Here is a 25642-nt window from a genome sequence, read left to right as displayed (position 1 = left end):
TAATGGCAACAAAACAAAAAGAAGTAACAACATTTGACGTACAAGTAGCAGAATTTATCCGTAATCATAAGCAAAAAGGGACAGCAACTGATGATGAAATCAATGCTAGTCTTGTCGTTCCTTTTACCTTGGATGCTGATGGGATTGAAGATCTCTTGCAACGAATTCAGGATGCAGGGATTTCTATCACAGATAACGAAGGAAATCCGAGTGCGCGTGTTCTTAGCAATGAAGAAGAACCAGAACTCAGCGATGAGGACTTGATTGGGTCAACTTCTGCTAAGGTTAATGACCCTGTCCGTATGTACTTGAAAGAAATCGGAGTCGTTCCTCTCTTGACCAATGAAGAGGAAAAAGAATTGGCACTGGCTGTTGAAGCTGGTGATATCGAAGCCAAACAACGTCTTGCGGAAGCCAACCTTCGTTTGGTTGTTTCCATCGCCAAACGCTATGTCGGTCGTGGTATGCAGTTCCTTGACTTGATTCAAGAAGGAAATATGGGCTTGATGAAGGCGGTTGACAAGTTTGACTATTCTAAAGGGTTCAAGTTCTCAACTTACGCAACTTGGTGGATTCGTCAGGCTATCACTCGTGCTATTGCGGATCAAGCTCGTACCATCCGTATCCCAGTTCACATGGTTGAAACCATCAATAAATTGGTTCGTGAACAGCGGAACCTCCTTCAAGAATTAGGTCAAGATCCAACACCAGAACAGATTGCTGAACGTATGGATATGACACCTGATAAGGTTCGTGAAATCTTGAAGATTGCCCAAGAACCAGTATCTCTTGAAACTCCAATCGGTGAAGAGGATGATAGCCACCTTGGGGACTTTATCGAAGATGAAGTGATTGAAAATCCAGTGGATTATACAACTCGTATCGTCTTGCGTGAGCAGTTGGATGAGGTCTTGGATACTCTTACAGACCGTGAAGAAAATGTTCTACGTCTCCGTTTCGGGCTAGATGATGGAAAAATGCGTACCCTTGAAGATGTGGGTAAAGTCTTTAACGTGACTCGCGAGCGTATCCGTCAGATTGAAGCAAAGGCTTTGAGAAAACTACGCCAACCAAGTCGCAGCAAACCGCTTCGTGATTTTATTGAAGACTAAGAGTGAGGAAAATATGGCTTATACAGAAGAGCAAATTGAAAACATCAAAACACGAATTTTAACAGCCTTGGAAGAAGTCATCGACCCTGAGTTGGGAATCGATATTGTCAATCTTGGTTTGATTTATGAGATTCGTTTTGACGGCGACACAGGGCAAACAGAGATTGATATGACGTTGACAACTATGGGTTGTCCCTTGGCAGACCTTTTGACGGATCAGATTTATGATGCCATGACAGAGGTTCCAGAAGTAACGGATACTGAGGTTAAATTAGTCTGGTATCCAGCCTGGACCGTTGAAAAAATGAGTCGCTATGCACGCATTGCCCTAGGCATTAAGTAAACATATAAAAGCATGTGAGAGACCGTTGGAAAAGTGAGGAAATTTCCCTTCTTTTCCTTTAGTCTCTCCTTTCTTTTGCTGATTTTATTCAAAGAAAATGATATAATAGTAGTTATGGAAAAAAAGAAATTACGCATCAATATGTTGAGTTCAAGTGAGAAAGTAGCTGGACAAGGAGTTTCAGGTGCCTACCGTGAATTAGTTCGTCTTCTTCACCGTGATGCCAAGGACCAATTGATTGTTACAGAAAATCTTCCAATCGAGGCAGATGTGACTCACTTTCATACCATTGATTTCCCCTATTATTTATCAACATTCCAAAAGAAACGCTCGGGAAGGAAAATTGGCTATGTGCATTTCTTGCCTGACACACTTGAGGGGAGTTTGAAAATTCCATTTTTCTTAAAGGGAATTGTGAAACGCTATGTATTTTCTTTTTACAACCGAATGGAGCACTTGGTGGTGGTCAATCCTATGTTCATTGAGGATTTGGTGGCGGCTGGTATTCCACGTGAAAAAGTGACTTATATCCCTAACTTTGTCAACAAGGAAAAATGGCATCCACTTCCACAAGAAGAGATAGTGAGACTGCGAACAGAGCTAGGTCTTAGTGATAATCAGTTTATCGTAGTAGGTGCTGGTCAAGTTCAGAAACGTAAAGGGATTGATGATTTTATCCGTCTGGCTGAGGAATTGCCGCAAATTACCTTTATCTGGGCTGGTGGTTTCTCTTTTGGTGGTATGACAGATGGTTATGAACGTTACAAGAAAATGATGGAGAATCCCCCTAAAAATTTGATTTTTCCAGGAATTGTCTCACCAGAGCGAATGCGCGAGTTGTATGCCCTAGCAAATCTTTTCTTGTTACCTAGTTATAATGAGCTCTTTCCGATGACGATTTTAGAGGCTGCCAGTTGTGAAGCTCCTATAATGTTGCGTGATTTAGATCTTTATAAGGTAATTTTGGAGGGAAATTATCGGGCGACAGCAGATAGAGAAGAGATGAAAGAGGCTATTCTGGAATATCAAGCAAATCCTGCTACCTTAAAAGATTTGAAAGAAAAGGCTAAGAATATTTCTAGAGAGTATTCTGAAGAGCATCTGTTGCAAATCTGGTTGGACTTTTATGAGAAACAAGCCGCTTTAGGGAGAAAATAAAAAGTGAGGTAATCTATGCGAATTGGTTTATTTACAGATACCTATTTTCCTCAGGTTTCAGGTGTTGCGACCAGTATTCGAACCTTGAAAACAGAACTTGAAAAGCAGGGGCATGCTGTTTTTATCTTTACGACGACAGATAAGGATGTCAATCGCTACGAAGATTGGCAAATTATCCGCATTCCAAGTGTTCCCTTCTTTGCTTTTAAAGATCGCCGCTTTGCCTATCGAGGATTCAGTAAGGCGCTTGAAATTGCTAAACAATATCAGCTGGATATTATTCATACCCAGACAGAATTTTCTTTAGGCTTGTTGGGGATTTGGATTGCGCGTGAATTGAAGATTCCAGTCATCCATACCTATCACACCCAGTATGAAGACTATGTCCATTATATTGCCAAGGGGATGTTGATTCGTCCTAGTATGGTCAAGTATCTGGTTAGAGGTTTTTTGCATGATGTGGATGGAGTCATTTGCCCGAGTGAGATTGTCCGAGACTTGCTATCGGACTATAAGGTCAAGGTGGAAAAGAGAGTTATTCCAACTGGGATTGAATTAGCCAAGTTTGAACGTCCAGAAATCAAGCAAGAAAATCTGAAAGAACTGCGTAGTAAATTAGGGATTCAAGATGATGAAAAGATGTTGCTTAGTCTTTCCAGAATTTCCTATGAAAAAAATATTCAAGCAGTATTAGCAGCCTTTGCAGAAGTTCTGAGAGAGGAAGACAAGGTGAAACTGGTAGTTGCTGGGGATGGGCCTTATCTGGATGACCTCAAAGAGCAAGCCCAGAAACTAGAGATTCAAGACTTCGTTATCTTTACAGGTATGATTGCTCCTAGTGAGACGGCTCTTTATTATAAGGCGGCAGATTTCTTCATCTCGGCATCGACAAGTGAAACCCAAGGCTTGACCTACTTGGAAAGCTTAGCTAGTGGGACGCCTGTCATTGCTCATGGAAATCCTTATCTGGACAATCTCATCAATGACAAGATGTTTGGAACCTTGTACTATGGAGAACATGATTTGGCTGGTGCTATTTTAGAGGCCTTGATTGCAACACCAGACATGAATGAGCATACCTTATCAGAAAAATTGTACGAGATTTCGGCTGAGAATTTTGGGAAACGGGTGCATGAGTTTTATCTTGATGCTATTATTTCAAATAATTTCCAGAAAGATTTAGCAAAAGATGATACGGTCAGTCAGCGTATTTTTAAAACAGTTTTGTATCTTCCGCAAAAGGTAGTCGCTGTACCGGTAAAAGGCTCTAGACGCATGCTGAAGGCTTCAAAAACACAGTTAATCAGCATCAGAGATTATTGGAAAGACCATGAAGAATAGAAAGAGGAATAGCTATGAAAAAACAATTGATGAGAGGTGGTAGTGATCAAAAAATTGCTGGTGTTTGTGCTGGGGTAGCCCATTATTTTGATATGGATCCGACTATTGTTCGTGTAATATGGGGTGTTCTTGCTTGCTGTTACGGAGCGGGAATTGTAGCTTATATCATTTTATGGATTATCGCACCAGTAGCAAGTGACTATTGAAAACTAGCTCAATTCATGCTAAGATAATAGAAAATAGAATGTAACGAAGGAGAGAAAAATGGCATTTGGAGATAATGGAAATCGTAAAAAAACGATGTTTGAGAAAATAACCTTGTTTATCGTGATTATCATGCTAGTAGCAAGTTTATTGGGAATTTTTGCAACTGCAATTGGTGCCCTCAGTAATCTATAAAATAGATTCAAGAAAATTTAGTGACTGGGATTTCCCAGCCCTTTTTTAAAGTGAGAAGAAATAATGAGTATGTTTTTAGATACAGCTAAGATCAAGGTCAAGGCTGGTAATGGTGGTGATGGTATGGTTGCCTTTCGCCGTGAAAAATATGTCCCTAATGGTGGTCCTTGGGGTGGTGATGGTGGTCGTGGAGGCAATGTCGTCTTCGTTGTAGACGAAGGTTTGCGTACTTTGATGGATTTCCGCTACAATCGTCATTTCAAGGCTGATTCTGGTGAGAAAGGAATGACCAAAGGGATGCATGGCCGTGGTGCTGAGGATCTTAGAGTTCGAGTGCCGCAAGGTACGACTGTCCGTGATGCAGAGACTGGCAAAGTTTTAACAGATTTGATTGAACATGGGCAAGAATTTATTGTAGCCCACGGTGGTCGTGGTGGACGTGGAAATATTCGTTTCGCGACACCAAAAAATCCTGCACCTGAAATCTCTGAAAATGGAGAACCAGGTCAGGAGCGTGAGTTACAATTGGAACTAAAAATCTTGGCAGATGTCGGTTTAGTAGGTTTCCCATCTGTAGGGAAATCAACACTTTTAAGTGTTATTACCTCAGCTAAACCTAAAATTGGTGCCTATCACTTTACCACTATTGTGCCAAATCTAGGTATGGTTCGTACCCAATCAGGTGAATCCTTTGCAGTAGCCGATCTACCAGGTTTGATTGAAGGCGCTAGTCAAGGTGTTGGTTTGGGAACTCAGTTCCTCCGTCACATCGAGCGTACACGTGTCATCCTTCACATCATTGATATGTCAGCTAGCGAAGGACGTGATCCTTATGAGGACTACTTAGCTATCAATAAGGAGTTAGAGTCTTATAACCTCCGTCTCATGGAGCGTCCACAGATTATTGTAGCTAATAAGATGGACATGCCTGAGAGTCAGGAAAATCTTAAAGAATTTAAGAAAAAATTGGCTGAAAACTACGATGAATTTGAAGAGTTACCAGCTATCTTCCCAATTTCTGGTTTGACCAAGCAAGGTCTGGCAACGCTATTGGATGCTACAGCTGAATTGTTAGACAAGACACCAGAATTCTTGCTCTATGACGAGTCAGATATGGAAGAAGAAGCTTACTACGGATTTGACGAGGAAGAAAAAGCTTTTGAAATTAGTCGTGATGACGATGCTACGTGGGTACTTTCTGGTGAAAAACTCATGAAACTCTTTAATATGACCAACTTTGATCGTGATGAATCTGTCATGAAATTTGCCCGCCAGCTTCGTGGTATGGGGGTTGATGAAGCCCTTCGTGCGCGTGGTGCTAAAGATGGTGACTTGGTCCGAATTGGTAAATTTGAGTTTGAATTTGTAGACTAGGAGACTGGTATGGGAGATAAACCGATATCTTTCCGAGATGCGGATGGTAATTTTGTTTCCGCCGCAGACGTTTGGAATGAAAAGAAATTGGAAGAACTATTTAATCGTCTCAATCCAAATCGTGCTCTGAGATTGGCACGAACTAAAAAAGAAAATCTATCTCAGTAAAGAAGCTAAAAAATCCCGTGCCTCATCAGACACGGGATTTTGTGGTACGACGGGATGTATAGCAAACTGAATCTGGAATAGCACAGCATATCTTCTAAAATATTGTTATCAATTGATTTGAATTTCAAAATTAAATTGTTTAATTCTTTTTTCACTTTATTATAGTATATCTGATGTCAAAGTTCTCGGCGAGTCAAATAGCGATTCCCAAGCCTGACTATCGTGAGGTAGCGGATTAAAACGATCTGGGGATAGACCGTTTTAAGTCTGACGCTGTAAATAAGAATCGTCAGAGGAAGGGATAGCGAAATCGTGGCTCTACGAACAGGAACGTGATAGTAAGGCGTATATAGTAGATAAGGGGGCTCAAAACTCTAAAGTCCAAAAAGGTAGTCGTAACCTATATACATAAAGCACGAGAGTAATTGAATTCGGACTAAGATTTTCTATTTTCACTGTAACCTTTTAACGTCCTCATATCTTGTATACACGAGGAAAGATGTATGACTTATCCCGTGAGGTCTATCACTATAAAGAGAAAACGACAAATAGAAGTGATCCTGAGTCACGGTTATCTTTAAAATAGATTGTCTGATAGGATGATAGCCTGAAAACGTCTTGTTTATGAAATATAGGACGGTATGTATAAAACGCTTTTGTGAACTGAGAGAAGGGGGAGAAGTTCTTGCTAAAATTTAGTTGAACAGCCGTATTCCGATACTTAGATAAGGGAGCTAGTCTTAGCTCCTACTTGGTTTCAGGGGACAAAAAAGGGGTAATAGCGCTTCGAGAAAGATTATACTCTTCGAAAATCTCTTCAAACCACGTCAGCGTCGCCTTGCCGTATATATGTGACTGACTTCGTCAGTCTTATCTACAACCTCAAAACAGTGTTTTGAGCAGCCTGCGGCTAGCTTCCTAGTTTGCTCTTTGATTTTTATTGAGTATTAGTAATTCAGTTACTAACTCGTCAACTTTGATTTATCCAATAAAATTGAAAAGAATGGAAAAAAGGTTGCATTTATGATATAATTTATTTTAAAGACCTTATTAGAAATCTTGAAAGAGTATTGAAAACTTAGAATGAGAAAAATTGTTATCAATGGTGGTTTACCACTACAAGGTGAAATCACTATTAGTGGTGCTAAAAATAGCGTTGTGGCCTTAATTCCAGCTATTATCTTGGCTGATGATGTGGTGACTTTGGATTGCGTTCCAGATATTTCGGATGTAGCAAGTCTTGTCGAAATTATGGAATTGATGGGAGCAACTGTTAAACGTTATGACGATGTCTTGGAGATTGATCCAAGAGGTGTTCAAAATATTCCAATGCCTTATGGTAAAATTAACAGTCTTCGTGCATCTTACTATTTTTATGGGAGCCTCTTAGGCCGTTTTGGTGAAGCGACAGTTGGTCTACCGGGAGGATGTGATCTTGGTCCTCGTCCGATTGACCTACACCTTAAGGCGTTTGAAGCTATGGGTGCCACTGTTAGCTACGAGGGAGATAACATGAAGTTATCTGCTAAAGATACAGGACTTCATGGTGCAAGTATTTACATGGATACGGTTAGTGTGGGGGCAACGATCAATACGATGATTGCTGCGGTTAAAGCGAATGGTCGTACTATTATTGAAAATGCAGCCCGTGAACCTGAGATTATTGATGTAGCTACTCTCTTGAATAATATGGGTGCCCATATCCGTGGTGCAGGAACTAATATCATCATTATTGATGGTGTTGAAAGATTACATGGAACCCGTCATCAGGTGATTCCAGACCGTATCGAAGCTGGAACATATATTTCTTTAGCTGCTGCAGTTGGTAAAGGAATTCGTATAAATAATGTTCTTTACGAACATCTAGAAGGATTCATCGCTAAGTTGGAAGAAATGGGAGTGAGGATGACTGTATCTGAAGACAGCATTTTTGTCGAGGAGCAGTCTAATTTGAAAGCAATCAATATTAAGACGGCTCCTTACCCAGGTTTTGCTACTGACTTGCAACAACCGATTACCCCTCTTTTACTAACAGCTAATGGTCGTGGTACAATTGTCGATACGATTTACGAAAAACGTGTAAATCATGTTTTTGAACTAGCAAAGATGGATGCGGACATTTCGACAACAAATGGTCATATTTTGTACACAGGTGGACGTGATTTACGTGGGGCAAGTGTTAAAGCAACTGACCTGAGAGCTGGTGCAGCTTTAGTTATTGCTGGTTTGATGGCCGAGGGGCAAACTGAAATTATCAATATCGAGTTTATCTTACGTGGTTATTCTGATATTATTGAAAAATTACGTAATCTAGGAGCGGATATTAGACTTATTGAGGATTAAGCCGTAGAGGTGTTTATGAATATTTGGACCAAATTAGCAATGTTTTCTTTTTTTGAAACGGATCGCTTGTATTTGCGTCCTTTCTTTTTTAGTGATAGTCAGGACTTCCATGAGATAGCTTCGAATCCAGAAAATCTTCAATTTATTTTCCCGACTCAGGCAAGTCTGGAAGAGAGCCAATATGCGTTGGCCAATTACTTTATGAAGTCCCCTTTGGGAGTATGGGCTATTTGTGACAAGAAAACTGAAAAAATGATTGGTTCTGTTAAGTTTGAAAAGTTAGATGAAATCAAAAAAGAAGCAGAGCTTGGCTATTTTTTGAGAAAAGATGCTTGGTCGCAAGGATTTATGACAGAGGTTCTTAGAAAAATTTGTCAGCTTTCTTTTGAGGAATTTGGCTTAAAACAATTATCCATCATTACCCACCTTGAAAATGAAGCTAGCCAAAAGGTTGCTCTAAAGTCTGGATTCCGTTTTACTCGTCAGTTTAAGGGAAGTGATCGCTACACAAGAAAAATGCGGGATTATCTTGAATTTCGGTATGTAAAAGGAGAATTCAATGAGTAAGCATCAGGAAATTCTAAGCTATTTGGAGGAATTACCAGTAGGTAAAAGGGTCAGTGTTCGTAGCATTTCCAACCATCTGGGAGTCAGTGATGGAACGGCTTATCGCGCTATCAAGGAAGCTGAAAACCGTGGAATTGTGGAGACCCGTCCTAGAAGTGGAACAATTCGTGTTAAATCCCAGAAAGTTGCTATAGAGAGATTAACTTTTGCTGAAATTGCAGAAGTGACTTCTTCTGAGGTGCTGGCTGGGCAAGAAGGTTTAGAGAGAGAATTTAGTAAGTTTTCAATTGGTGCTATGACAGAACAAAATATTTTATCTTACCTTCACGATGGGGGGCTCTTGATTGTCGGAGATCGTACCCGTATCCAACTGTTAGCACTTGAAAATGAAAATGCAGTTCTAGTTACAGGGGGATTTCAGATTCATGATGATGTTCTTAAACTGGCCAATCAAAAAGGAATTCCTGTTCTGAGAAGCAAGCATGACACTTTCACTGTCGCGACCATGATCAATAAAGCCTTGTCAAATGTCCAAATCAAGACTGATATTTTGACAGTTGAGAAGCTTTATCGTCCAAGTCATGAATATGGTTTTCTGAGAGAGACCGACACAGTCAAAGATTATTTGGACTTGGTACGCAAGAATCGTAGCAGTCGTTTCCCTGTTATCAATCAACATCAGGTTGTTGTTGGCGTTGTAACCATGAGAGATGCTGGTGATAAGTCACCAAGTACCACAATCGACAAGGTCATGTCTCGTAATCTATTTTTAGTTGGATTATCGACAAATATTGCCAATGTGAGTCAACGGATGATTGCTGAAGACTTTGAAATGGTACCGGTTGTTCGGAATAATCAAACCTTGCTTGGAGTTGTGACACGACGAGATGTCATGGAAAAGATGAGCCGTTCCCAAGTTTCGGTTCTACCGACTTTTTCTGAGCAGATTGGACAAAAACTTTCTTATCACCATGATGAAGTCGTCATTACAGTGGAACCCTTTATGCTTGAGAAAAACGGTGTTTTAGCTAACGGTGTATTGGCAGAGATACTGACTCATATGACCCAAGATTTAGTTGTGAATAGTGGGCGCAATCTCATCATCGAGCAGATGCTAATCTACTTTTTGCAGGCTGTTCAGATAGATGATATACTGCGCATTCAAGCACGCATTATCCACCATACTAGACGATCAGCTATTATTGATTACGATATTTATCATGGTCATCAGATTGTTTCAAAAGCAAATGTGACTGTTAAAATTAATTAGAAACTAGGAGAAAAAATGATAACATTAAAATCAGCTCGTGAAATCGAAGCTATGGACAAGGCCGGTGATTTTTTAGCAAGTATTCATATCGGCTTACGTGATTTGATTAAGCCTGGCGTAGATATGTGGGAAGTTGAAGAATACGTCCGCCGTCGTTGTAAAGAAGAAAATTTCCTTCCGCTTCAGATTGGGGTTGACGGTGCCATGATGGACTATCCTTATGCTACCTGTTGCTCTCTTAATGATGAAGTGGCTCACGCTTTCCCTCGTCACTATATCTTGAAAGATGGTGATTTGCTCAAAGTTGATATGGTTTTGGGAGGTCCTATTGCCAAATCTGATTTGAATGTTTCGAAATTAAACTTCAACAATGTAGAGCAAATGAAAAAATACACCCAGAGCTATTCTGGTGGCCTGGCAGACTCTTGTTGGGCTTATGCTGTTGGTACACCGTCCGAAGAAGTGAAAAATCTGATGGATGTAACTAAAGAAGCCATGTATAAGGGGATTGAGCAAGCTGTTGTTGGGAACCGTATTGGTGATATTGGTGCGGCTATTCAAGAATACGCTGAAAGTCGTGGTTACGGTGTAGTGCGTGATTTGGTTGGTCATGGTGTTGGCCCAACCATGCACGAAGAACCAATGGTTCCGAACTATGGTATTGCAGGTCGAGGACTCCGTCTTCGTGAAGGAATGGTCTTGACTATTGAACCAATGATCAATACAGGTGACTGGGAAATTGATACAGATATGAAGACTGGTTGGGCCCATAAGACCATTGACGGTGGCCTATCTTGTCAATATGAACACCAATTTGTCATTACGAAAGATGGACCTGTTATCTTGACTAGCCAAGGTGAAGAAGGAACTTATTAATAAAAAGTGAAAAGACTACTGGAAGTTTATTTTGATAAAAATCCAGTAGATTTTTTCATAATAAAATGCATTGTATCAAGTTTTAAGCAGCTGATATGATGTGTTTTTCTGATTTTAAGATTTTTTCCAACTCTGTTTGTAACCACATCATAACAGAGGGTCTAGGATTCAGGGCTCTCCTCCTATATACTATTAGTAAAGCAAAACTAGGGGAGAATATTTTAGTGTCGCAATCTATTGTTTCTGTAGAGGTTCCACAATATTGTCGTTTTGATTCTAAAAAGAGAAATGGAATTCTGTTTAACGTTCGTATTGCCAATCTTAAATTTACCTTTTTTATATTGAAGTATTGAGCTAGTTTATGAAAAAATTGAGTGAAAGAGTCGAGTGTTTTAGAAATCTACAGTGTAGTATTCTAGTTTCAATCCACTATATTTTGCTACTCCCCATAAAGTTTCTATTTTCCCTGATTTCTGATATAATAGAAATATTGACTTCAAGAGTAAGGAAGAGAAGATGAACGCATTATTGAATGGAATGAATGACCGTCAGGCTGAGGCGGTGCAAACGACAGAAGGGCCCTTGTTAATCATGGCGGGGGCTGGTTCTGGGAAGACTCGAGTTTTGACCCACCGTATCGCTTATTTGATTGATGAAAAGCTGGTCAATCCTTGGAATATCTTGGCCATTACCTTTACCAACAAGGCTGCGCGTGAGATGAAAGAGCGTGCTTATAGCCTCAATCCAGCTACTCAGGACTGTCTGATTGCGACCTTCCACTCCATGTGTGTGCGTATTCTGCGTCGCGATGCGGACCATATTGGCTACAATCGTAATTTTACAATTGTCGATCCTGGTGAACAGCGAACTCTTATGAAACGCATTCTTAAGCAGTTAAACTGGGATCCGAAAAAATGGAATGAACGGAGTATCTTAGGAACCATTTCCAATGCTAAGAATGATCTGATTGATGATGTTGCCTATGCTGCCCAAGCTGGAGATATGTATACGCAAATCGTGGCCCAGTGTTATACAGCCTATCAGAAAGAACTGCGTCAGTCTGAGTCGGTTGACTTTGATGATTTGATTATGCTGACCTTGCGTCTCTTTGATCAAAATCCTGATGTCTTGACCTACTACCAGCAGAAATTTCAGTACATCCATGTTGATGAGTACCAAGATACCAACCATGCTCAGTACCAACTGGTCAAACTCTTGGCTTCCCGTTTTAAAAATATCTGTGTGGTTGGGGATGCGGACCAGTCTATTTACGGTTGGCGTGGTGCTGATATGCAGAATATCTTGGACTTCGAAAAGGATTATCCCCAAGCCAAGGTTGTTTTGTTGGAGGAGAATTATCGCTCAACTAAAACTATTCTCCAAGCGGCCAACGAGGTCATTAAAAACAATAAAAACCGCCGTCCTAAGAATCTCTGGACTCAAAATGCTGATGGGGAACAAATCGTTTACTATCGTGCTAATGATGAGCTAGATGAGGCTGTATTTGTGGCTAAAACTATTGATGAACTTAGTCGCAGTCAAAACTTCCTTCACAAGGATTTTGCAGTTCTCTATCGGACTAATGCGCAGTCCCGTACTATTGAGGAAGCTCTGCTCAAGTCAAATATCCCTTATACCATGGTTGGTGGAACCAAGTTCTACAGCCGTAAGGAAATCCGCGATATTATCGCTTACCTCAACCTCATTGCTAATTTGAGTGACAATATCAGTTTTGAGCGTATTATCAACGAACCGAAACGTGGAATTGGCCCTGGTACGGTCGAGAAAATTCGTGACTTTGCAAATTTGCAAAATATGTCTATGCTGGATGCTTCTGCTAATGTTATGTTGTCTGGTATCAAGGGTAAGGCAGCTCAGTCTATCTGGGATTTTGCAAATATGATGTTAGATTTACGAGAGCAGCTAGACCACTTAACTATTACAGAGTTGGTTGAGGCGGTTCTAGAAAGAACAGGTTACGTCGATATTCTAAATGCTCAAGCGACTTTAGAAAGCAAGGCTCGGGTTGAAAATATCGAAGAGTTTCTTTCTGTTACGAAGAACTTTGATGACACCTCTGATGGGACAGAAGAGGAAACTGGTCTGGATAAACTGAGTCGTTTCTTAAATGACTTGGCCTTGATTGCGGACACAGATTCAGGTAGTCAGGAGACATCAGAAGTGACCTTGATGACCCTGCATGCTGCCAAAGGTCTCGAGTTTCCAGTTGTCTTTTTGATTGGGATGGAAGAAAATGTCTTTCCACTTAGTCGTGCGGCTGAAGATCCGGATGAATTGGAAGAAGAGCGCCGTCTAGCCTATGTAGGTATCACGCGTGCAGAGAAAATTCTCTATCTGACCAATGCCAACTCGCGCCTGCTTTTCGGTCGTACCAACTACAACCGTCCGACTCGTTTTATTAATGAAATTAGTTCAGACTTGCTTGAGTATCAAGGATTGGCTCGTCCAGCAAATACAAGCTTTAAAGCATCATATAGTAGTGGTGGCCTTTCCTTCGGTCAAAGAATGAGTTTGGCTCAGGCTCTTCAAGACCGTAAACGCAGTGCAGCCCCAAAATCTATCCAGTCAAGCGGTCTTCCATTTGGTCAATTTACAGCTGGGGCAAAATCAGCGTCTAGTGAGTCAAATTGGTCCATTGGTGATATTGCCCTCCACAAGAAATGGGGAGAGGGAACTGTTCTGGAAGTTTCAGGTAGCGGTGCTACTCAGGAATTAAAAATCAATTTCCCAGAAGTAGGTTTGAAAAAACTTTTAGCTAGTGTGGCTCCAATTGAGAAAAAAATCTAATTTTTCATCCTTCTCACGAATAATAAAGTGAGGAGGATTTTTATGTACAGTATTTCATTCCAAGAAGATTCATTATTACCAAGAGAGAGACTGACCCAAGAAGGAGTAGAAGCGCTCAGTAATCAAGAGTTGCTAGCTATTTTACTTAGGACAGGAACACGTCAAGCCAGCGTTTTTGAAATTGCCCAGAAAGTCTTGAACAACCTTTCAAGCCTAACAGATTTGAAAAGAATGACCCTGCAGGAATTGCAGAGTCTGTCTGGTATCGGTCGTGTTAAGGCTATAGAGTTGCAAGCTATGATTGAACTGGGACATCGTATCCACAGGCATGAGACTATTGAGATGGAAAGTATTCTCAGTAGCCAAAAGTTGGCCAAGAAGATGCAGCAGGAGTTGGGACATAAAAAACAAGAGCACCTGGTGGCGCTCTATCTCAATACTCAAAATCAAATCATCCATCAACAGACCATTTTTATCGGCTCAGCTACTCGTAGTATTGCTGAACCACGTGAGATTCTTCACTATGCTATCAAGCATATGGCGACTTCTCTCATCTTGGTCCACAATCATCCTTCGGGAGCGGTAGCCCCTAGCCGAAATGATGATCATGTCACTAAACTTGTTAAAGAAGCCTGCGACCTGATGGGAATTGTCCTCTTGGACCATTTGATTGTCTCATATTCTAGTTACTTTAGTTACCGTGAAAAAACAGATTTAATCTAAAGTTCATTAACGACATAGTCAAAGAGGTTTTTATCTTTGGGACGATTTTCAAAAAGAAACTCTGGATGCCATTGGACACCGAGAAAGGCGACATCATCCGTACTCATAACAGCTTCTATAATACCATCCTTAGGATCATGAGCCGCAATCTTTAAATTTGGTGCTAAATCCTTGATGCTCTGGTGGTGGAAGGAGTTGATATGGGAGATTTCTCCATAGATTTCTCGAAGAACTGTATCAGGTTCTGTCACCAAGCGTTGGGTTGTGTACTCGGCGGAACAATCCTGCCAGTGATCTTCGATATCTTGGTACAAAGTTCCACCCATGGCAACGTTAAAGAGTTGAGTTCCACGGCAAACAGAAAAAATTGGCTTTTTCTGTTTAATCGCTTCCTTGATGAGGGCCAGTTCGAAGATATCTCTTTGAAGGTGGTAGTCATCGCTATCAATGGTTTTTGGTTCACCATAGAACTTAGGATCAACATTTTGCCCACCTGTCAAGATGAGCTTGTCAATCATACTGATATAGTGGCAGGCCATTTCTTGATCACCAATCGGTAGGATGATGGGAATCCCTCCAGCGTCTTTAACGCCTTCAACAAAGCCTTTTGCTGCGTAGCTCATCATGATGTCATCATCTGGATGAGTTTTTTCGTTTCCTGTAATCCCTATAACTGGTTTTTTCATAAAATGATTTTCGCTTTCTAATCCTCTTTTCGCATGAAATAGAGGAGGGTTTGGAGTTCACTTGTCAAATCGACATACTGAACGACCACATCTTTTGGTAAATGCAGATGGACTGGTGAAAAACTGAGAATTCCTTTCACGCCAGCATCCACCAAGAGATTAGCAACCTCTTGCGACTTGACGCTGGGAACGGTCAGGATAGCAGTTTTGACATCAGCATCCTTGATTTTATCCTTGATTTGAGAAATTCCGTAAATGGGAATCCCATCAGGAGTTTGGCTACCGACTTCAGGATGGTCATCCAGGTCAAAGGCCATGATAATCTTCATCTTGTTACGCTCATGAAAGCGGTAGTGGAGAAGGGCATGGCCCATATTTCCAATACCAACCAGCATGACATTGGTGATGGAGTTATCATTAAGCAAATCGGCAAAAAATGTCATTAGTTTTTTGACATCATAGCCAAAACCACGACGACCAAGTTCACCAAAATAGGAAAAATCACGACGTACGGTCGCTGAATCAATTCCAATGGCCTCTGCAATTTGCTTAGAGTTGGCACGTTCAATCTTTTCTGCATGAAATCTCTTAAAAATTCGATAGTATAGGGAGAGTCTTTTCGCTGTAGCTTTTGGAATAGCAGACTGTTTATCTTTCACAAAATCACAACCTTTCTATTCTTCTATTTTATAGAAACATTGTGAAAAAATCAACAAAAACAAGAAAAAACTAAGAAAAATCTTAGTTTTGATGTAAAAAATCTGCATGTGATAGAAAACGGTAGAGGTCTCCGATCAGACCCTGGTAAACTTCCTGGCCCTTAAAGGTCAAAGAAGTCACATAAAGTGTATCTGGTAGGGTCACACATCCTGACAGAGCCAGCATGAGTGCCTCATAATCTTCATACTTGAGAGTCCGCTCTACATGATAGCTGTCTTTATAGGTCAGTTCAAACATTTTGGCTCTATCTTTCCGATTTTGTAAAGACACCACGTTCTACTAAACTATCCATGAGGAAGTAGAATTTTTCCTGATGAATGTGGTGGTCTTCTGATTTGAAAATATCAACTAGACGAAGGCCAAACTTGTCAGTGATATTGATTTTAGCACCTGTAAGTTCCTTGTTAATGATGATTTTGAGTTGGAATCCCTCACCGCTGTTCGGCACTTTTTCAAGTAGGCGAGTTAGTTCATAGTTACCAACCTTAGTCTCAAAAAAGGTATTGTCCTTAAGGGTGAATTTTTTAACAGAAGGGTTAAGAGTGTAGTCGTAACGACAATTTTTTAACTGAATGGTTTTTTCAAATGCCATATGGCTAACCTCCGATAATTTCTTTTAAGGTCTTTGCAAGGGTATGTAGGTCTTCAACAGTATTTTGTGGCGACAAACTGATGCGAACGGATTCCTTCAAGCGGTCTGAATTTGCGCCATACATGGCTTCAAGAACATGGCTGGATTGGACAATACCTGCCGTACAGGCTGAGCCAGTAGAGATTGAAATTCCAGCTAAATCTAGACGAAGGAGTAAGAGGTCATTTTTCTGACCAGGAAATCCAATATTGAGAACATAAGGGAGATGGTGTTCGCCTCTATTCAGGTAATACTGAATTCCCTCTAGCTCTGCCAGAAAGGCAGTTTCTAGATTTTGTACATGTTGAAAATGTTCTTCTTGCTTTTCTAAATTTTCTTTTAGGGCTGCAACCATGCCTACGATGGCAGCTAAATTTTCAGTTCCTGCACGTTTTTTCTGTTCTTGGTCTCCGCCATGTAGATAGGAATCAAAGTCCATGCTAGATGCGTAGAGAAAACCGATTCCCTTAGGACCATGGAATTTATGGGCAGAAGCAGTGAGAAAATCAATGCCCAATTCTTCTGGGTGAATAGGGAGTTTGCCAATAGCCTGAACTGCATCAACATGATAGGCGGCTGGGTGTTGCTTGAGTATTTGGCTAATTTCAGCAATGGGCAGTAGGTTTCCAGTCTCATTATTGGCAAACATGGTAGAAACCAAAATCGTATCATCACGTAAAGCCTTTTGAATTTGCTGGGCTGTGATTTCTTGATTTTCTGGTTGAATAATGGTTGCTTCAAAACCAAAGTGTTGAACCAAGTAATCAATTGTTTCAAGGACAGCATGGTGCTCGATGGCAGTTGTGATGATATGTTTTCCTTGTTCTTGGTGACGAAGGCAGTAACCAATGATAGCAGTATTGTTGCCTTCTGTCCCACCAGAAGTGAAAAAGATATGTTGAGGTTTTGTCCCCAGTAACTGAGCTAGCTCCTGACGGGCTTCTCGCAATAGTTTGCCAGCTTGACGACCATGAGCATGAATACTAGAAGGATTTCCATGGGTTTCTTGCATAACCTTGGTCATAGCTGAAATAGCAACTGCTGACATGGGAGTCGTTGCAGCATTGTCCAAATAAATCAAAGAATCACCTTATTTCTTTTTGTTGTAGGCAAAGAGTGGGCTGACTGGTTTTCTTTCGTGGATACGGACGATAGCATCACCAATTAACTCACTAGCAGTGATGTAGCATACGTTTTTAGGAGTTTTTTCTTTTGTTGCTACTGAATCAGTCACAAGAATTTCTTTAATCTTAGTATTGTCAAGAAGTTCAGCAGCTCCTTCAACGAAGAGACCGTGGCTAGAAACAGCATAAATTTCTGTAGCTCCTTCACGTTCAACGATTTTAGAAGCTTCAGAGAAGGTACGTCCTGTATTCAGAATATCGTCAATTAAGATGGCTTTCTTACCTTCAACATCACCAATAATGTAACCTTCGTTACGAGTTGCATCGTCTTGAGGGTAATCGATAATGGCGATAGGAGCATCAAGATACTCAGCCAAGCTACGAGCACGTTTTACACCTGAATTTTTAGGGCTGACGACAACAACATCTGAGCCAAGGAGGCCCTTATCGCAATAATGTTTTGCAAATAGGGGAACTGTGAAAAGATTATCGACAGGAATATCAAAGAAACCTTGCACCTGAACAGCATGCAAATCAAGCGTAAGAACACGGTCAACCCCAGCCTTAACCAGCATATTGGCAACTAGTTTTGCTGTAAGTGGCTCACGAGGACAAGCAATGCGGTCTTGACGTGCATAGCCAAAATATGGAAGGACAACGTTGATGCTGTGGGCACTTGCGCGCACACAAGCGTCGACCATGATAAGCAATTCCATTAGGTGGTTGTTGACAGGGAAACTTGTTGATTGGATGATGTAAACATCATAACCACGGACACTTTCTTCAATATTCACTTGGATTTCTCCGTCTGAAAATTGACGTGATGATAGTTTTCCAAGTGGGACACCAACAGCTTGAGCAATTTTCTGTGCAATCTCTTGGTTAGAGTTGAGTGCGAAAAGTTTCATGTTTTTTCTATCTGACATTATAGACCGTCCTCTGTAAACTTTTTAAATCCTAGTTATATTTGCCTTACATATATGAACTGGGGTTTGTGTATTTTTATCTTTTCTATTTTACCAAAAAATGGAGATTATTTCAGCTATTTTTCATGTTTTTGACAAATCGGACCAATTTTGAGGAAGCTTTTTGATAAGAAATCTGATTTTCCTCTAAAAATTGCTGGAAATCCTGTTTTCCTTGCTCGTGATTTTCCACTTCAAGCTCTAATTCGTAATCTGTCATATCGAAGTATTGACTCTCATCCAGCGCCATGAGACCAATAGCTGTCTTCATTTCATAGCGAAGCGTTGTGAGACAACCGAGTACCTGCCATTCACTAGTTTGGATACCATGTTTAGCTAATTCATCAAGAACCAGCCCTTGAGGAAGTTCTTCCTTAGCCAGATAGTTCTCAGCATCTTTTAGTTGCAATTTTTGATTGTATTCCATGTTTCCGACATTTTGCGGAACTTTGAGTGTCAATTCTGCCCAGTCTTCAAAGGTTCGAATGCGCATAGCAACTTTCTTTTCTCGCAGTTCAAAACGAGGAGTGTCGATGTAGTAATTTTTTTGAAGAACAGAAGTGACACCTGTGAACTGGTCTTTTAGACGATCATACTCATCTTTTTTCAAGAGTGTTTTCAATTCAATTTCTAAATGTTTCATTTTTCTTACCTTTTCTTTATCGTTGAAAGCGGATTTATGGTATAAACAGCTCACGTCTTCCTAGTCCCTTGAAATCAGTGGGTTTTCAGTAGGTCAACCAAAAGTGAATACGAGATTGAATACGGCATGACTTTTAGCTTGAACGGATGAAATCCATAAGCTGATCAACGACTTCAACACGTTGATTGTCATTGATGTGGGTATACATATCAAGAGTGGTTTGGACATTGTTGTGACCTAATCTGTCCGAAATGATTTTGGCTGTAACACCTGCTTCAAAGAGGAGAGAAGCGTGTGTGTGCCTGAAACCGTGAGGAGTGATTTTTTTGACATCCTTATGTTCACAAAAGAATCTTCTAAGTCTCTCTTTCACAGCTGAAGGTGAAATCCATCCTCCGAAACTATTCGTAAAGATATAATTCGAATCATGTTTGTAAGGCACACTAGCCCGAAAATACTCTTTTATTTGCTGACGTTTCCAGAGTTTTAATACATTCAGAGTCTCATCATCTAAGGTGATAACCCTCTTACTCCTTTTGGTTTTAGGATCCTGAACAGTTTGCTTGTCACCAATTACGACAGCTGTACGAGAAATACTTAACAACTTATTTTCAAAGTCAACATCTGACCACATGAGTCCGATAGCTTCTCCAGTTCTCAATCCTGAAAAAGCGAGTAAGTGGAAAAAAGTGTAGTCTACTGGCTTACAATTTGCTTTGTAAACTTTAAGAAACTCCGTTAGTTCCTGTTTTGTATAGTGGTTCTCTTTGCCCTTTAAGGGTCTATTTTTAGGCTTGATAATCTTGTCCAAGGGATTTAACTTAATGATGTCAAGAGAAACGGCATACTTGAAAATACGGCTAATGACAGAGTAGTAATTAGCATATAGGATATAGCGATTACTTAACTGGATAGCAACCTTTTGACAATAAGCTACACTAATCTGCTGGATTTTCATATCTGTAAAATACAAGTCAATCATAACATCAAGTTTTTTCTTAACGTTCTGATATGTTGTTGGTTTTACAGTGCTTTTATAGCTATCAAGCCATAACTCAGCGACTTCAGCGAAAGTAGGGTTCTGGAAATCTTCATTGTTTGAAAAACCATTTTCTTCAACGTCTAAGAGAAGGTCACGTTCGGCAGCCTTTGCCTCCTTTATGGTTTTAAAACCACGCCGTGTTGTGCGTTTTTCTTTTCCAGTAGCAGGGTCTATGCCCAGATATGTTTGAAAGAGATATCTAGTCTCTCCTTTTTTTGTAATGTATTTTTTTATCATAAAAAGTCCTTTCTTTTCGATTGCTTGCCCGCATAGTTGAAAAGGTGTAGAACTTATGATAAACTATAGGTGTATTTTTTTATCATCCTTTCCATTGCTTGCTTGATGGAAAGTTGAATCCTCACACTCAAAATTTGGCGATGGCGAGTGTGGGGATTTTTTATTTAGACGATAGGAATAAGTTCACCGCCTATTTGTTGGTTTATATAATCTCTATCTTCTGGATATTTCAACAGATAGGAGTTGATAGCTTCCATAATCTGGAAGTTCAATAATCCAACTGGTGATACCGGACCCCAAGTTTTGAATAAGGTTAGGGAAAATATGAGTGTTCTCAAACCGTTTTGTCCTTGCCCATTCTTGTAATCTTCTTCTGTGATGTGCAATCGATTGTGAAAGAATTTATTGTAATTGATTTTGTTCTTTTCTGTTGTGAAGTTATAAACTCTTCCAAGATGGGCACATCTGTTTCGATAGGAGAGTAAGAAGTAAAATACATTGATAAACAATTGTTTAATATCATTATCTATATTTTCTTTGTCTAGTCCTGTCATGCGCTGAATAACTTCTGTCTTTATATGCGACTTTTGTAGTTTATAAAAAGTGATTAGGTGACCAAAAGTCATCCCTTTAACAAGAATCCAAGGCGGTACGTTGCCATGCTTTTCTCGATAATGTTTATATGGTTGAGTCTTATCTTGGGTGATTTTATAGCATTTACGTAGAAACTTAGAACGTTCAGACTCTTTGAATTTTTTAGCACCTCGTTCATAGTTCTCTCTTTGAAGGTATTTATTTTGGTCTGCAGTGTAATGTTCTGCGACTACGTAGGAAAGAACGGTTCTAAGATGAGCCTCGATTTCTTGTAATGCTAGATTGATATTTGTTCGTATGCTTTTGTCCATGAGGAAAAAGTCTACGAGTTTTTCAAATGTTGCGCCCTCTTTAAATTTCTCTCCTTGTTCAATACCAATTTCTTTATAGCCGTTTATGATTTCGTAATAGCTGTATGTCGATAAAATGCTGATTGCCCTGTTTTCATCTCGGATGGTAAGCCCTCGAGATTTTAGGAGTTCTATCTGCTCTCGAAATGTTTTAAAAGGTTTTGTTTCCATATCTCTCCTCCGTAAATCAAAAAGAGCCTCTGTATAGATACAAAGACTCTTCTAGGCTCCCAGGGGGGAGCATTCACTTAGATTAATTTAATTATAGAGTCTTTTGTTGTTTTTGTCAAGCTTTTTGTTAAATTTGGTTTTACTCCCCTCTATACACCCCGACAACTGCATAAATCTTGATGTGTGTGTCTTCGGCTGGTGGGAAGTCTAGGATGATGTCTTCGTACTTGTCATTGAGCGATACTAGGCGTAAGCGTCCGTTTTCGGTGTATATCTTCTTAAAGTAAGAACGGTCTCCGTATGCGATAACTGCTAAATCTCCGTTGTAGGTGGTCAGTCCTTTGTCTACTAAATAGAGAATGTCTCCGTCTTGGTAGTCAGGTTGCATGGAGTCTCCGCTGACCTTAGTCGCAATATCGTGACGTGGTGGTTGCTCGTCAACCTCTATAGTCTCTCTGTCTGTATCATCGTAGCCAAATCCATAGTTAAATCCAGAAGCTGCTGCCGTCTCAGATACAACCTCAACTTGGTACAAGCTGATAACTTCCGATACTTCGTTTTTCTTCGTTTCTTCTTCGTTTTGCCCTGTGTACATCTCGCCGTTTGCTTTTTGTCTCTCCAGAAGCTCCTCAGAAGTCCGTAGCACGATTTTTTTATTATCTGGGGTTAATTGTACCACCTTGTCCGTTATCTGCTGTGTGAGCAAATCTGGGGACGCTGTGGGGGTGATAACTTTAGAAAGACTAAATAGTTGTTGTGGCTCAACTTCGAGAGCAGCAGCATAAATTCTAATATCTGTTTCGTCTAATTGTCGTTTGCCGTTCTCATGATTGGATATAGTATTTTGTTTGAAACCAGTCAACTGTGACAATTCGTTTTGTGTCATTTTCTTAGATTTTCTAATTTCTTTAATAGAATTACCTAGTATATTCATAAACATTTCCTTCCTCTACCTATAATATATCACAATGAGATAAAAAAATAAATAAAAAAATCTCAAAAAGTGATAAAAAATCGTTGACTTATATCTCAAAATGAGATATAATAGTCTTGTAAGGTTGAGAAAGGCAATCTTAAGACAAGGAAAACAACAGAAAGGAAAGACTAAATGAAAAAGCACAAAAAGAAAAGACTTACCAATGAAGTCAAGATCGGTTTGATAATAGCCCTCATCAATCTAATCTCTGCACTGGTAAATCTTATATCAAAACTCTTCTAGGAAGAGAGTGGAAGGGGCGAAAGCCCCAACCACTATTGTGTAATTTCATTATAGCACAAGGTAGAAAAAATGCAAAACAAAACCGCTAAATTTATCACTTGGTCTTTGATTGCCTTAACTATTCTGGTTATCATTATTACTTGGCTTATATAAGAGAGGAGAATTATTGTTGACAAATAAAGAGAAAATACGTTCTCAATTTCTTCTTCCTAAAATTCGATTAAGGGAAGAACGTAGAAAAAGAGAGCTTACTACGTTATACATGGCGGACTTGATTGGGTTAAAAAATCGTCGTCAGTATGAACTTAAAGAAAAAGGTCAGTTTCCTTTTCAGGATTATGAAATGGCAATTATTGCTAATAAATTCGGAATGAGTGAAACTGACTTATTCTTCAGTTAAAAATATCTCAAAAAGAGATAAAATAAATAAAAGTCAAAAAGGTCAAACTTTTTCAAAATCGATAGAATAATTCTATCAAAACTGTTGACAAGTACCAACAGTTTTGAAAAGACCTATCAGTAGAAAGGAGAAAGTCAATGTATGGAGCAAAAATGAGGGAGCTGAGAACTGCTCAAAAGCTGGGCTTGCGTGAACTTGCCAAGCGAACCTTGATAGACTACACAACCTTGTCACGAATCGAGAACGATCTGAAGGCAGTGACACTGTCGCAGGCGGTGGTCATCGCCAAGGCGCTAGGGTGTAGGGTAGAAGATATGTTGTAGGAGGAAGGAGAATAGAATGAGACCAAGAAAATATCCGTATAGTGGGAAAATAAAAAAGCCTATCGGACAATCGATAGACTTTATCATAAACGAAGATGCTATTCTTCAGTTGGCTTTTCGAATTTCCCAATCGAAACACCCAATATCTGATCTAAAAATAGACAAATATATGGCACTTTGAATGGTCCACCGATTGAATTGGTGCGAACTTCAACATCTACTAAAAAGATTGCTGTTGGATTTTTTTCGTCGTATTCAGAAACTCGAAGATTTTCTATTGCTTGAGCAATTGCGGATACGTTAGGATAATCAGAGCTATTATGATTATAAGGTTCGCCAATGTATTGTCCTGCAGCTGTTTGGACTATCAACTTGTGACCTGTATTTTTAGCGATAATAGCATGTGTTAGTAGAATGTCATATTTTGCTAAGTTATTACTCATATCTTTCCCTCCTTTCTGTTGGAATTTTGACTAAAACGGTGAGAGGTCTCAGTCAAGATTGGTTATAACATAATCTAAATTAAATAACAATATGTAGTGTTTTTGTATATTTGAAACACAATATATGGGGAAAGGAACAATGTGTGTGGAAGAAGTTTAAGCATTTGTTGATTGAAAAAGGGATGACACAGAAAGCGTTAGCTGAAAAAGCTGGTATCAGTCCAAATACAATCAGAAATATCAAAACCGAGCGTATTTCTTTTAAGAATATGTGCAAAATTGCTGATGCACTAGAAATCAGCATAGATGAACTAAGAGAGGAGAAAGAATGAATGAAATATCTTTATCAAACAATCTCAATCAGATTGAACTAGAAATCAATCATCACAAACAAATTGCAGGTCAGTCAATTTGGGAAATCGGAAGACGACTAAATCATGTTAAGGAACATAATTTGACTCATGGGCAGTTTATGGCGTGGCTGAAAAAAGTTGATTTAAATTGGTCGGAAGCAAATCGCATGATGAAGGTTGCCAAAGAATTACCAAATTACTCAACGTTGAATAATTTAGGTAGCACAGCCCTTTATCTCATCGCAACCCTGCCAGAGGAAGAGAAACAGGCTCAAATTAACAGGATTGAGCAAGGGGATAATCCGACGGTCAGAGAATTGCAAGATTTGAAGTTAAAATTTTCTGCAGCTAAAAGAAAAATAATGGAACTGCAAAAGGGGCAAGAACCGCCTAAGGAAATCGTGAAAGAAGTTCCTGTTATGCCAGCAGACTACCAAGAAGCGCTCCAGAATCATCAAAAACTAGAAGCCCGTGCCAAGTCGGCAGAGGAAAGGAATGCTTTTCTTGAAGCTCAATTAAAAGACCTCTACGACCAACGCGCAGAAGTGGATGAAAAATCGAACAAGTACGACGAATTGACAAAGGCCATCCAGCAATCCCAAGGACAGTTGGACGACTACCAGAAAAAAATCGCTTCCTACAAGAATATCCTTAGCCTTATCCAGAAAGGGAATGATTTTCTTGCTAATATGGGCGGTCTCATCTACGCCGATGAAGAAAAAGTCTTACATACGGACGGTGTTGCTGGTCAGGAGTTCGACAGTTTCGTAAATCGGGGCATCCGATTCTTTACGGATTTACAAAAAATCAGAAATAAAGGCAATCAAATCTTGGAAGGAGAAATTTTATGACGCATGAAGTGGTTAAAAGTCAACCAAGCGAACTAACCCAAGAAGATATTTTGATTCAAGTTCTACAAACTCAAAAAGAATTGAAGCAAAATCAGGAAGTTTTAGCAGGGGATGTTGATTATTTAAAAAACGAGCAACCCGTCAACCCATCAATTTGTTTAGAGCTTGAAAATTTACGAAGAGTGAAAGTTATCAGGGCTCTTGGCGGTAAGGATAGTCAAGCTTATAAAGACCGCTCTTTTGCCAGCAAGGTCTTTCGTCAGGCTGCTAAAGACTTTAAAGAATTCTTTAGGATTCCACGGTATGACCTACTGAAGAAAAAAGACGAAGAGAGGGCTTTTGATTACTGGAAGTCATGGGAACCATCACATAATACCAAGATGGAAATCAAGACAATGAATGGGTAAA

Annotated in this window: 30 protein-coding genes; 19 read left to right on the top strand and 11 right to left on the bottom strand. The window is 39.8% G+C overall.

Features of this window, described 5'->3' with window-relative positions; translation table 11 throughout:
* The first annotated feature begins 2 nt into the window (after positions 1 to 2).
* From rpoD to radC, 14 genes are all read left to right on the top strand, one after another.
* Entirely contained in the window at positions 3 to 1112 is a 1110-nt protein-coding gene (gene rpoD / locus OC529_RS04625; protein WP_000201906.1) for an RNA polymerase sigma factor RpoD, read from the top strand.
* Positions 1113 to 1125: 13 nt separating this feature from the next.
* Positions 1126 to 1455 (top strand): metal-sulfur cluster assembly factor, encoded by a 330-nt coding sequence (locus tag OC529_RS04620; RefSeq protein ID WP_000331929.1) that lies wholly within the window; start codon positions 1126 to 1128, stop codon positions 1453 to 1455.
* Between the two features lie 33 nt (positions 1456 to 1488).
* Complete coding sequence (gene cpoA, locus OC529_RS04615) at positions 1489 to 2613, top strand: alpha-galactosylglucosyldiacylglycerol synthase (protein WP_262081596.1); 1125 nt, start codon at positions 1489 to 1491, stop codon at positions 2611 to 2613.
* A 15-nt stretch (positions 2614 to 2628) separates the two neighbouring features.
* Complete coding sequence (locus tag OC529_RS04610) at positions 2629 to 3954, top strand: glycosyltransferase family 4 protein (protein ID WP_262081595.1); 1326 nt, start codon at positions 2629 to 2631, stop codon at positions 3952 to 3954.
* 29 nt (positions 3955 to 3983) lie between these two features.
* Positions 3984 to 4160 carry a PspC domain-containing protein gene (locus OC529_RS04605; RefSeq protein WP_173234132.1) on the top strand — a complete coding sequence of 59 codons (177 nt, stop codon included), beginning with the start codon at positions 3984 to 3986 and terminating at the stop codon, positions 4158 to 4160.
* A gap of 58 nt (positions 4161 to 4218) precedes the next feature.
* Positions 4219 to 4353, top strand: a complete 135-nt coding sequence (locus OC529_RS04600; protein ID WP_000863859.1) for a DUF4044 domain-containing protein — start codon at positions 4219 to 4221, stop codon at positions 4351 to 4353.
* A 63-nt stretch (positions 4354 to 4416) separates the two neighbouring features.
* On the top strand, positions 4417 to 5727 hold the full coding sequence (gene obgE, locus OC529_RS04595; protein WP_004248745.1) for a GTPase ObgE: 1311 nt from the start codon (positions 4417 to 4419) through the stop codon (positions 5725 to 5727).
* Between the two features lie 9 nt (positions 5728 to 5736).
* Complete coding sequence (locus tag OC529_RS04590; RefSeq protein ID WP_050292351.1) at positions 5737 to 5895, top strand: hypothetical protein; 159 nt, start codon at positions 5737 to 5739, stop codon at positions 5893 to 5895.
* A 1083-nt stretch (positions 5896 to 6978) separates the two neighbouring features.
* Positions 6979 to 8238 (top strand): UDP-N-acetylglucosamine 1-carboxyvinyltransferase, encoded by a 1260-nt coding sequence (locus OC529_RS04585; RefSeq protein ID WP_262081594.1) that lies wholly within the window; start codon positions 6979 to 6981, stop codon positions 8236 to 8238.
* A 15-nt stretch (positions 8239 to 8253) separates the two neighbouring features.
* Positions 8254 to 8805 (top strand): GNAT family N-acetyltransferase, encoded by a 552-nt coding sequence (locus OC529_RS04580; protein ID WP_262081593.1) that lies wholly within the window; start codon positions 8254 to 8256, stop codon positions 8803 to 8805.
* The gene (gene spxR, locus OC529_RS04575) at positions 8798 to 10075 is read left to right on the top strand and encodes a CBS-HotDog domain-containing transcription factor SpxR (RefSeq protein ID WP_262081592.1); all 1278 of its coding nucleotides are present in this window, start codon (positions 8798 to 8800) and stop codon (positions 10073 to 10075) included. Before OC529_RS04580 ends, spxR begins: the two co-directional genes overlap by 8 nt.
* Before the next feature lie 15 nt (positions 10076 to 10090).
* Positions 10091 to 10951, top strand: coding sequence for a methionyl aminopeptidase (locus tag OC529_RS04570; RefSeq protein ID WP_000631543.1), 861 nt, complete (start codon positions 10091 to 10093; stop codon positions 10949 to 10951).
* 516 nt (positions 10952 to 11467) lie between these two features.
* Positions 11468 to 13759 (top strand): DNA helicase PcrA, encoded by a 2292-nt coding sequence (gene pcrA, locus OC529_RS04565; protein ID WP_262081591.1) that lies wholly within the window; start codon positions 11468 to 11470, stop codon positions 13757 to 13759.
* A gap of 42 nt (positions 13760 to 13801) precedes the next feature.
* The gene (radC, locus tag OC529_RS04560) at positions 13802 to 14482 is read left to right on the top strand and encodes a RadC family protein (RefSeq protein ID WP_262081590.1); all 681 of its coding nucleotides are present in this window, start codon (positions 13802 to 13804) and stop codon (positions 14480 to 14482) included.
* Here radC and OC529_RS04555 read toward each other — a convergent pair.
* The 10 genes from OC529_RS04555 to OC529_RS04510 all read right to left on the bottom strand — a co-directional run bounded on the left by OC529_RS04555 (position 14479) and on the right by OC529_RS04510 (position 22579).
* Complete coding sequence (locus tag OC529_RS04555) at positions 14479 to 15168, bottom strand: gamma-glutamyl-gamma-aminobutyrate hydrolase family protein (protein ID WP_000743337.1); 690 nt, start codon at positions 15166 to 15168, stop codon at positions 14479 to 14481. The two genes, radC and OC529_RS04555, sit on opposite strands and share 4 nt — an antisense overlap.
* Positions 15169 to 15185: 17 nt before the next feature.
* Positions 15186 to 15827, bottom strand: coding sequence for a redox-sensing transcriptional repressor Rex (locus OC529_RS04550; RefSeq protein ID WP_000653414.1), 642 nt, complete (start codon positions 15825 to 15827; stop codon positions 15186 to 15188).
* Positions 15828 to 15909: 82 nt separating this feature from the next.
* Entirely contained in the window at positions 15910 to 16125 is a 216-nt protein-coding gene (locus OC529_RS04545; RefSeq protein ID WP_261052532.1) for a DUF4649 family protein, read from the bottom strand.
* 7 nt (positions 16126 to 16132) lie between these two features.
* Complete coding sequence (locus OC529_RS04540; protein ID WP_084890267.1) at positions 16133 to 16480, bottom strand: DUF1831 domain-containing protein; 348 nt, start codon at positions 16478 to 16480, stop codon at positions 16133 to 16135.
* A gap of 4 nt (positions 16481 to 16484) precedes the next feature.
* Positions 16485 to 17600 carry a cysteine desulfurase family protein gene (locus OC529_RS04535; protein ID WP_262081589.1) on the bottom strand — a complete coding sequence of 372 codons (1116 nt, stop codon included), beginning with the start codon at positions 17598 to 17600 and terminating at the stop codon, positions 16485 to 16487.
* 9 nt (positions 17601 to 17609) lie between these two features.
* Positions 17610 to 18569: a ribose-phosphate diphosphokinase gene (locus OC529_RS04530; protein WP_262081588.1), complete on the bottom strand. Its 960-nt coding sequence runs from the start codon at positions 18567 to 18569 to the stop codon at positions 17610 to 17612.
* Between the two features lie 112 nt (positions 18570 to 18681).
* Complete coding sequence (locus OC529_RS04525) at positions 18682 to 19251, bottom strand: CYTH domain-containing protein (protein ID WP_262081587.1); 570 nt, start codon at positions 19249 to 19251, stop codon at positions 18682 to 18684.
* 133 nt (positions 19252 to 19384) lie between these two features.
* On the bottom strand, positions 19385 to 20530 hold the full coding sequence (locus tag OC529_RS04520; protein WP_262081586.1) for a tyrosine-type recombinase/integrase: 1146 nt from the start codon (positions 20528 to 20530) through the stop codon (positions 19385 to 19387).
* Positions 20531 to 20694: 164 nt separating this feature from the next.
* Entirely contained in the window at positions 20695 to 21645 is a 951-nt protein-coding gene (locus OC529_RS04515) for an Abi family protein (protein WP_050242927.1), read from the bottom strand.
* 139 nt (positions 21646 to 21784) lie between these two features.
* Entirely contained in the window at positions 21785 to 22579 is a 795-nt protein-coding gene (locus OC529_RS04510; RefSeq protein WP_262081585.1) for a helix-turn-helix transcriptional regulator, read from the bottom strand.
* Between the two features lie 454 nt (positions 22580 to 23033).
* Here OC529_RS04510 and OC529_RS04505 point away from each other — a divergent pair, with 454 nt between their 5' ends.
* Both OC529_RS04505 and OC529_RS04500 read left to right on the top strand, forming a co-directional pair.
* The gene (locus OC529_RS04505) at positions 23034 to 23264 is read left to right on the top strand and encodes a hypothetical protein (protein WP_023938094.1); all 231 of its coding nucleotides are present in this window, start codon (positions 23034 to 23036) and stop codon (positions 23262 to 23264) included.
* 137 nt (positions 23265 to 23401) lie between these two features.
* A complete protein-coding gene (locus OC529_RS04500; protein WP_000274132.1) occupies positions 23402 to 23587 on the top strand; it encodes a helix-turn-helix domain-containing protein in 186 nt (61 codons plus the stop codon).
* A gap of 98 nt (positions 23588 to 23685) precedes the next feature.
* On the opposite strand, the gene OC529_RS04495 is transcribed toward OC529_RS04500, so the two are convergent.
* A complete protein-coding gene (locus tag OC529_RS04495) occupies positions 23686 to 24030 on the bottom strand; it encodes a hypothetical protein (protein ID WP_262081584.1) in 345 nt (114 codons plus the stop codon).
* A 143-nt stretch (positions 24031 to 24173) separates the two neighbouring features.
* On the opposite strand from OC529_RS04495, the gene OC529_RS04490 reads away from it, so the two are divergent.
* Genes OC529_RS04490 through OC529_RS04480 form a run of 3 tightly spaced genes read left to right on the top strand, consistent with a single transcriptional unit; the run spans position 24174 to position 25641 of the window.
* Entirely contained in the window at positions 24174 to 24362 is a 189-nt protein-coding gene (locus OC529_RS04490; protein ID WP_262081583.1) for a helix-turn-helix domain-containing protein, read from the top strand.
* The gene (locus tag OC529_RS04485) at positions 24359 to 25234 is read left to right on the top strand and encodes a DUF3102 domain-containing protein (RefSeq protein WP_262081582.1); all 876 of its coding nucleotides are present in this window, start codon (positions 24359 to 24361) and stop codon (positions 25232 to 25234) included. The genes OC529_RS04490 and OC529_RS04485 overlap by 4 nt, the downstream gene beginning before the upstream one ends.
* A complete protein-coding gene (locus OC529_RS04480) occupies positions 25231 to 25641 on the top strand; it encodes an ORF6C domain-containing protein (RefSeq protein ID WP_262081581.1) in 411 nt (136 codons plus the stop codon). Before OC529_RS04485 ends, OC529_RS04480 begins: the two co-directional genes overlap by 4 nt.
* Position 25642: the final 1 nt, after the last annotated feature.

The organism is Streptococcus sp. Marseille-Q5855, assembly GCF_946901985.1.
Lineage (GTDB): Bacteria > Bacillota > Bacilli > Lactobacillales > Streptococcaceae > Streptococcus.
Note: the sequence above shows the minus strand (reverse complement) of the source record. Positions and strands in the feature narration are given on the sequence as shown.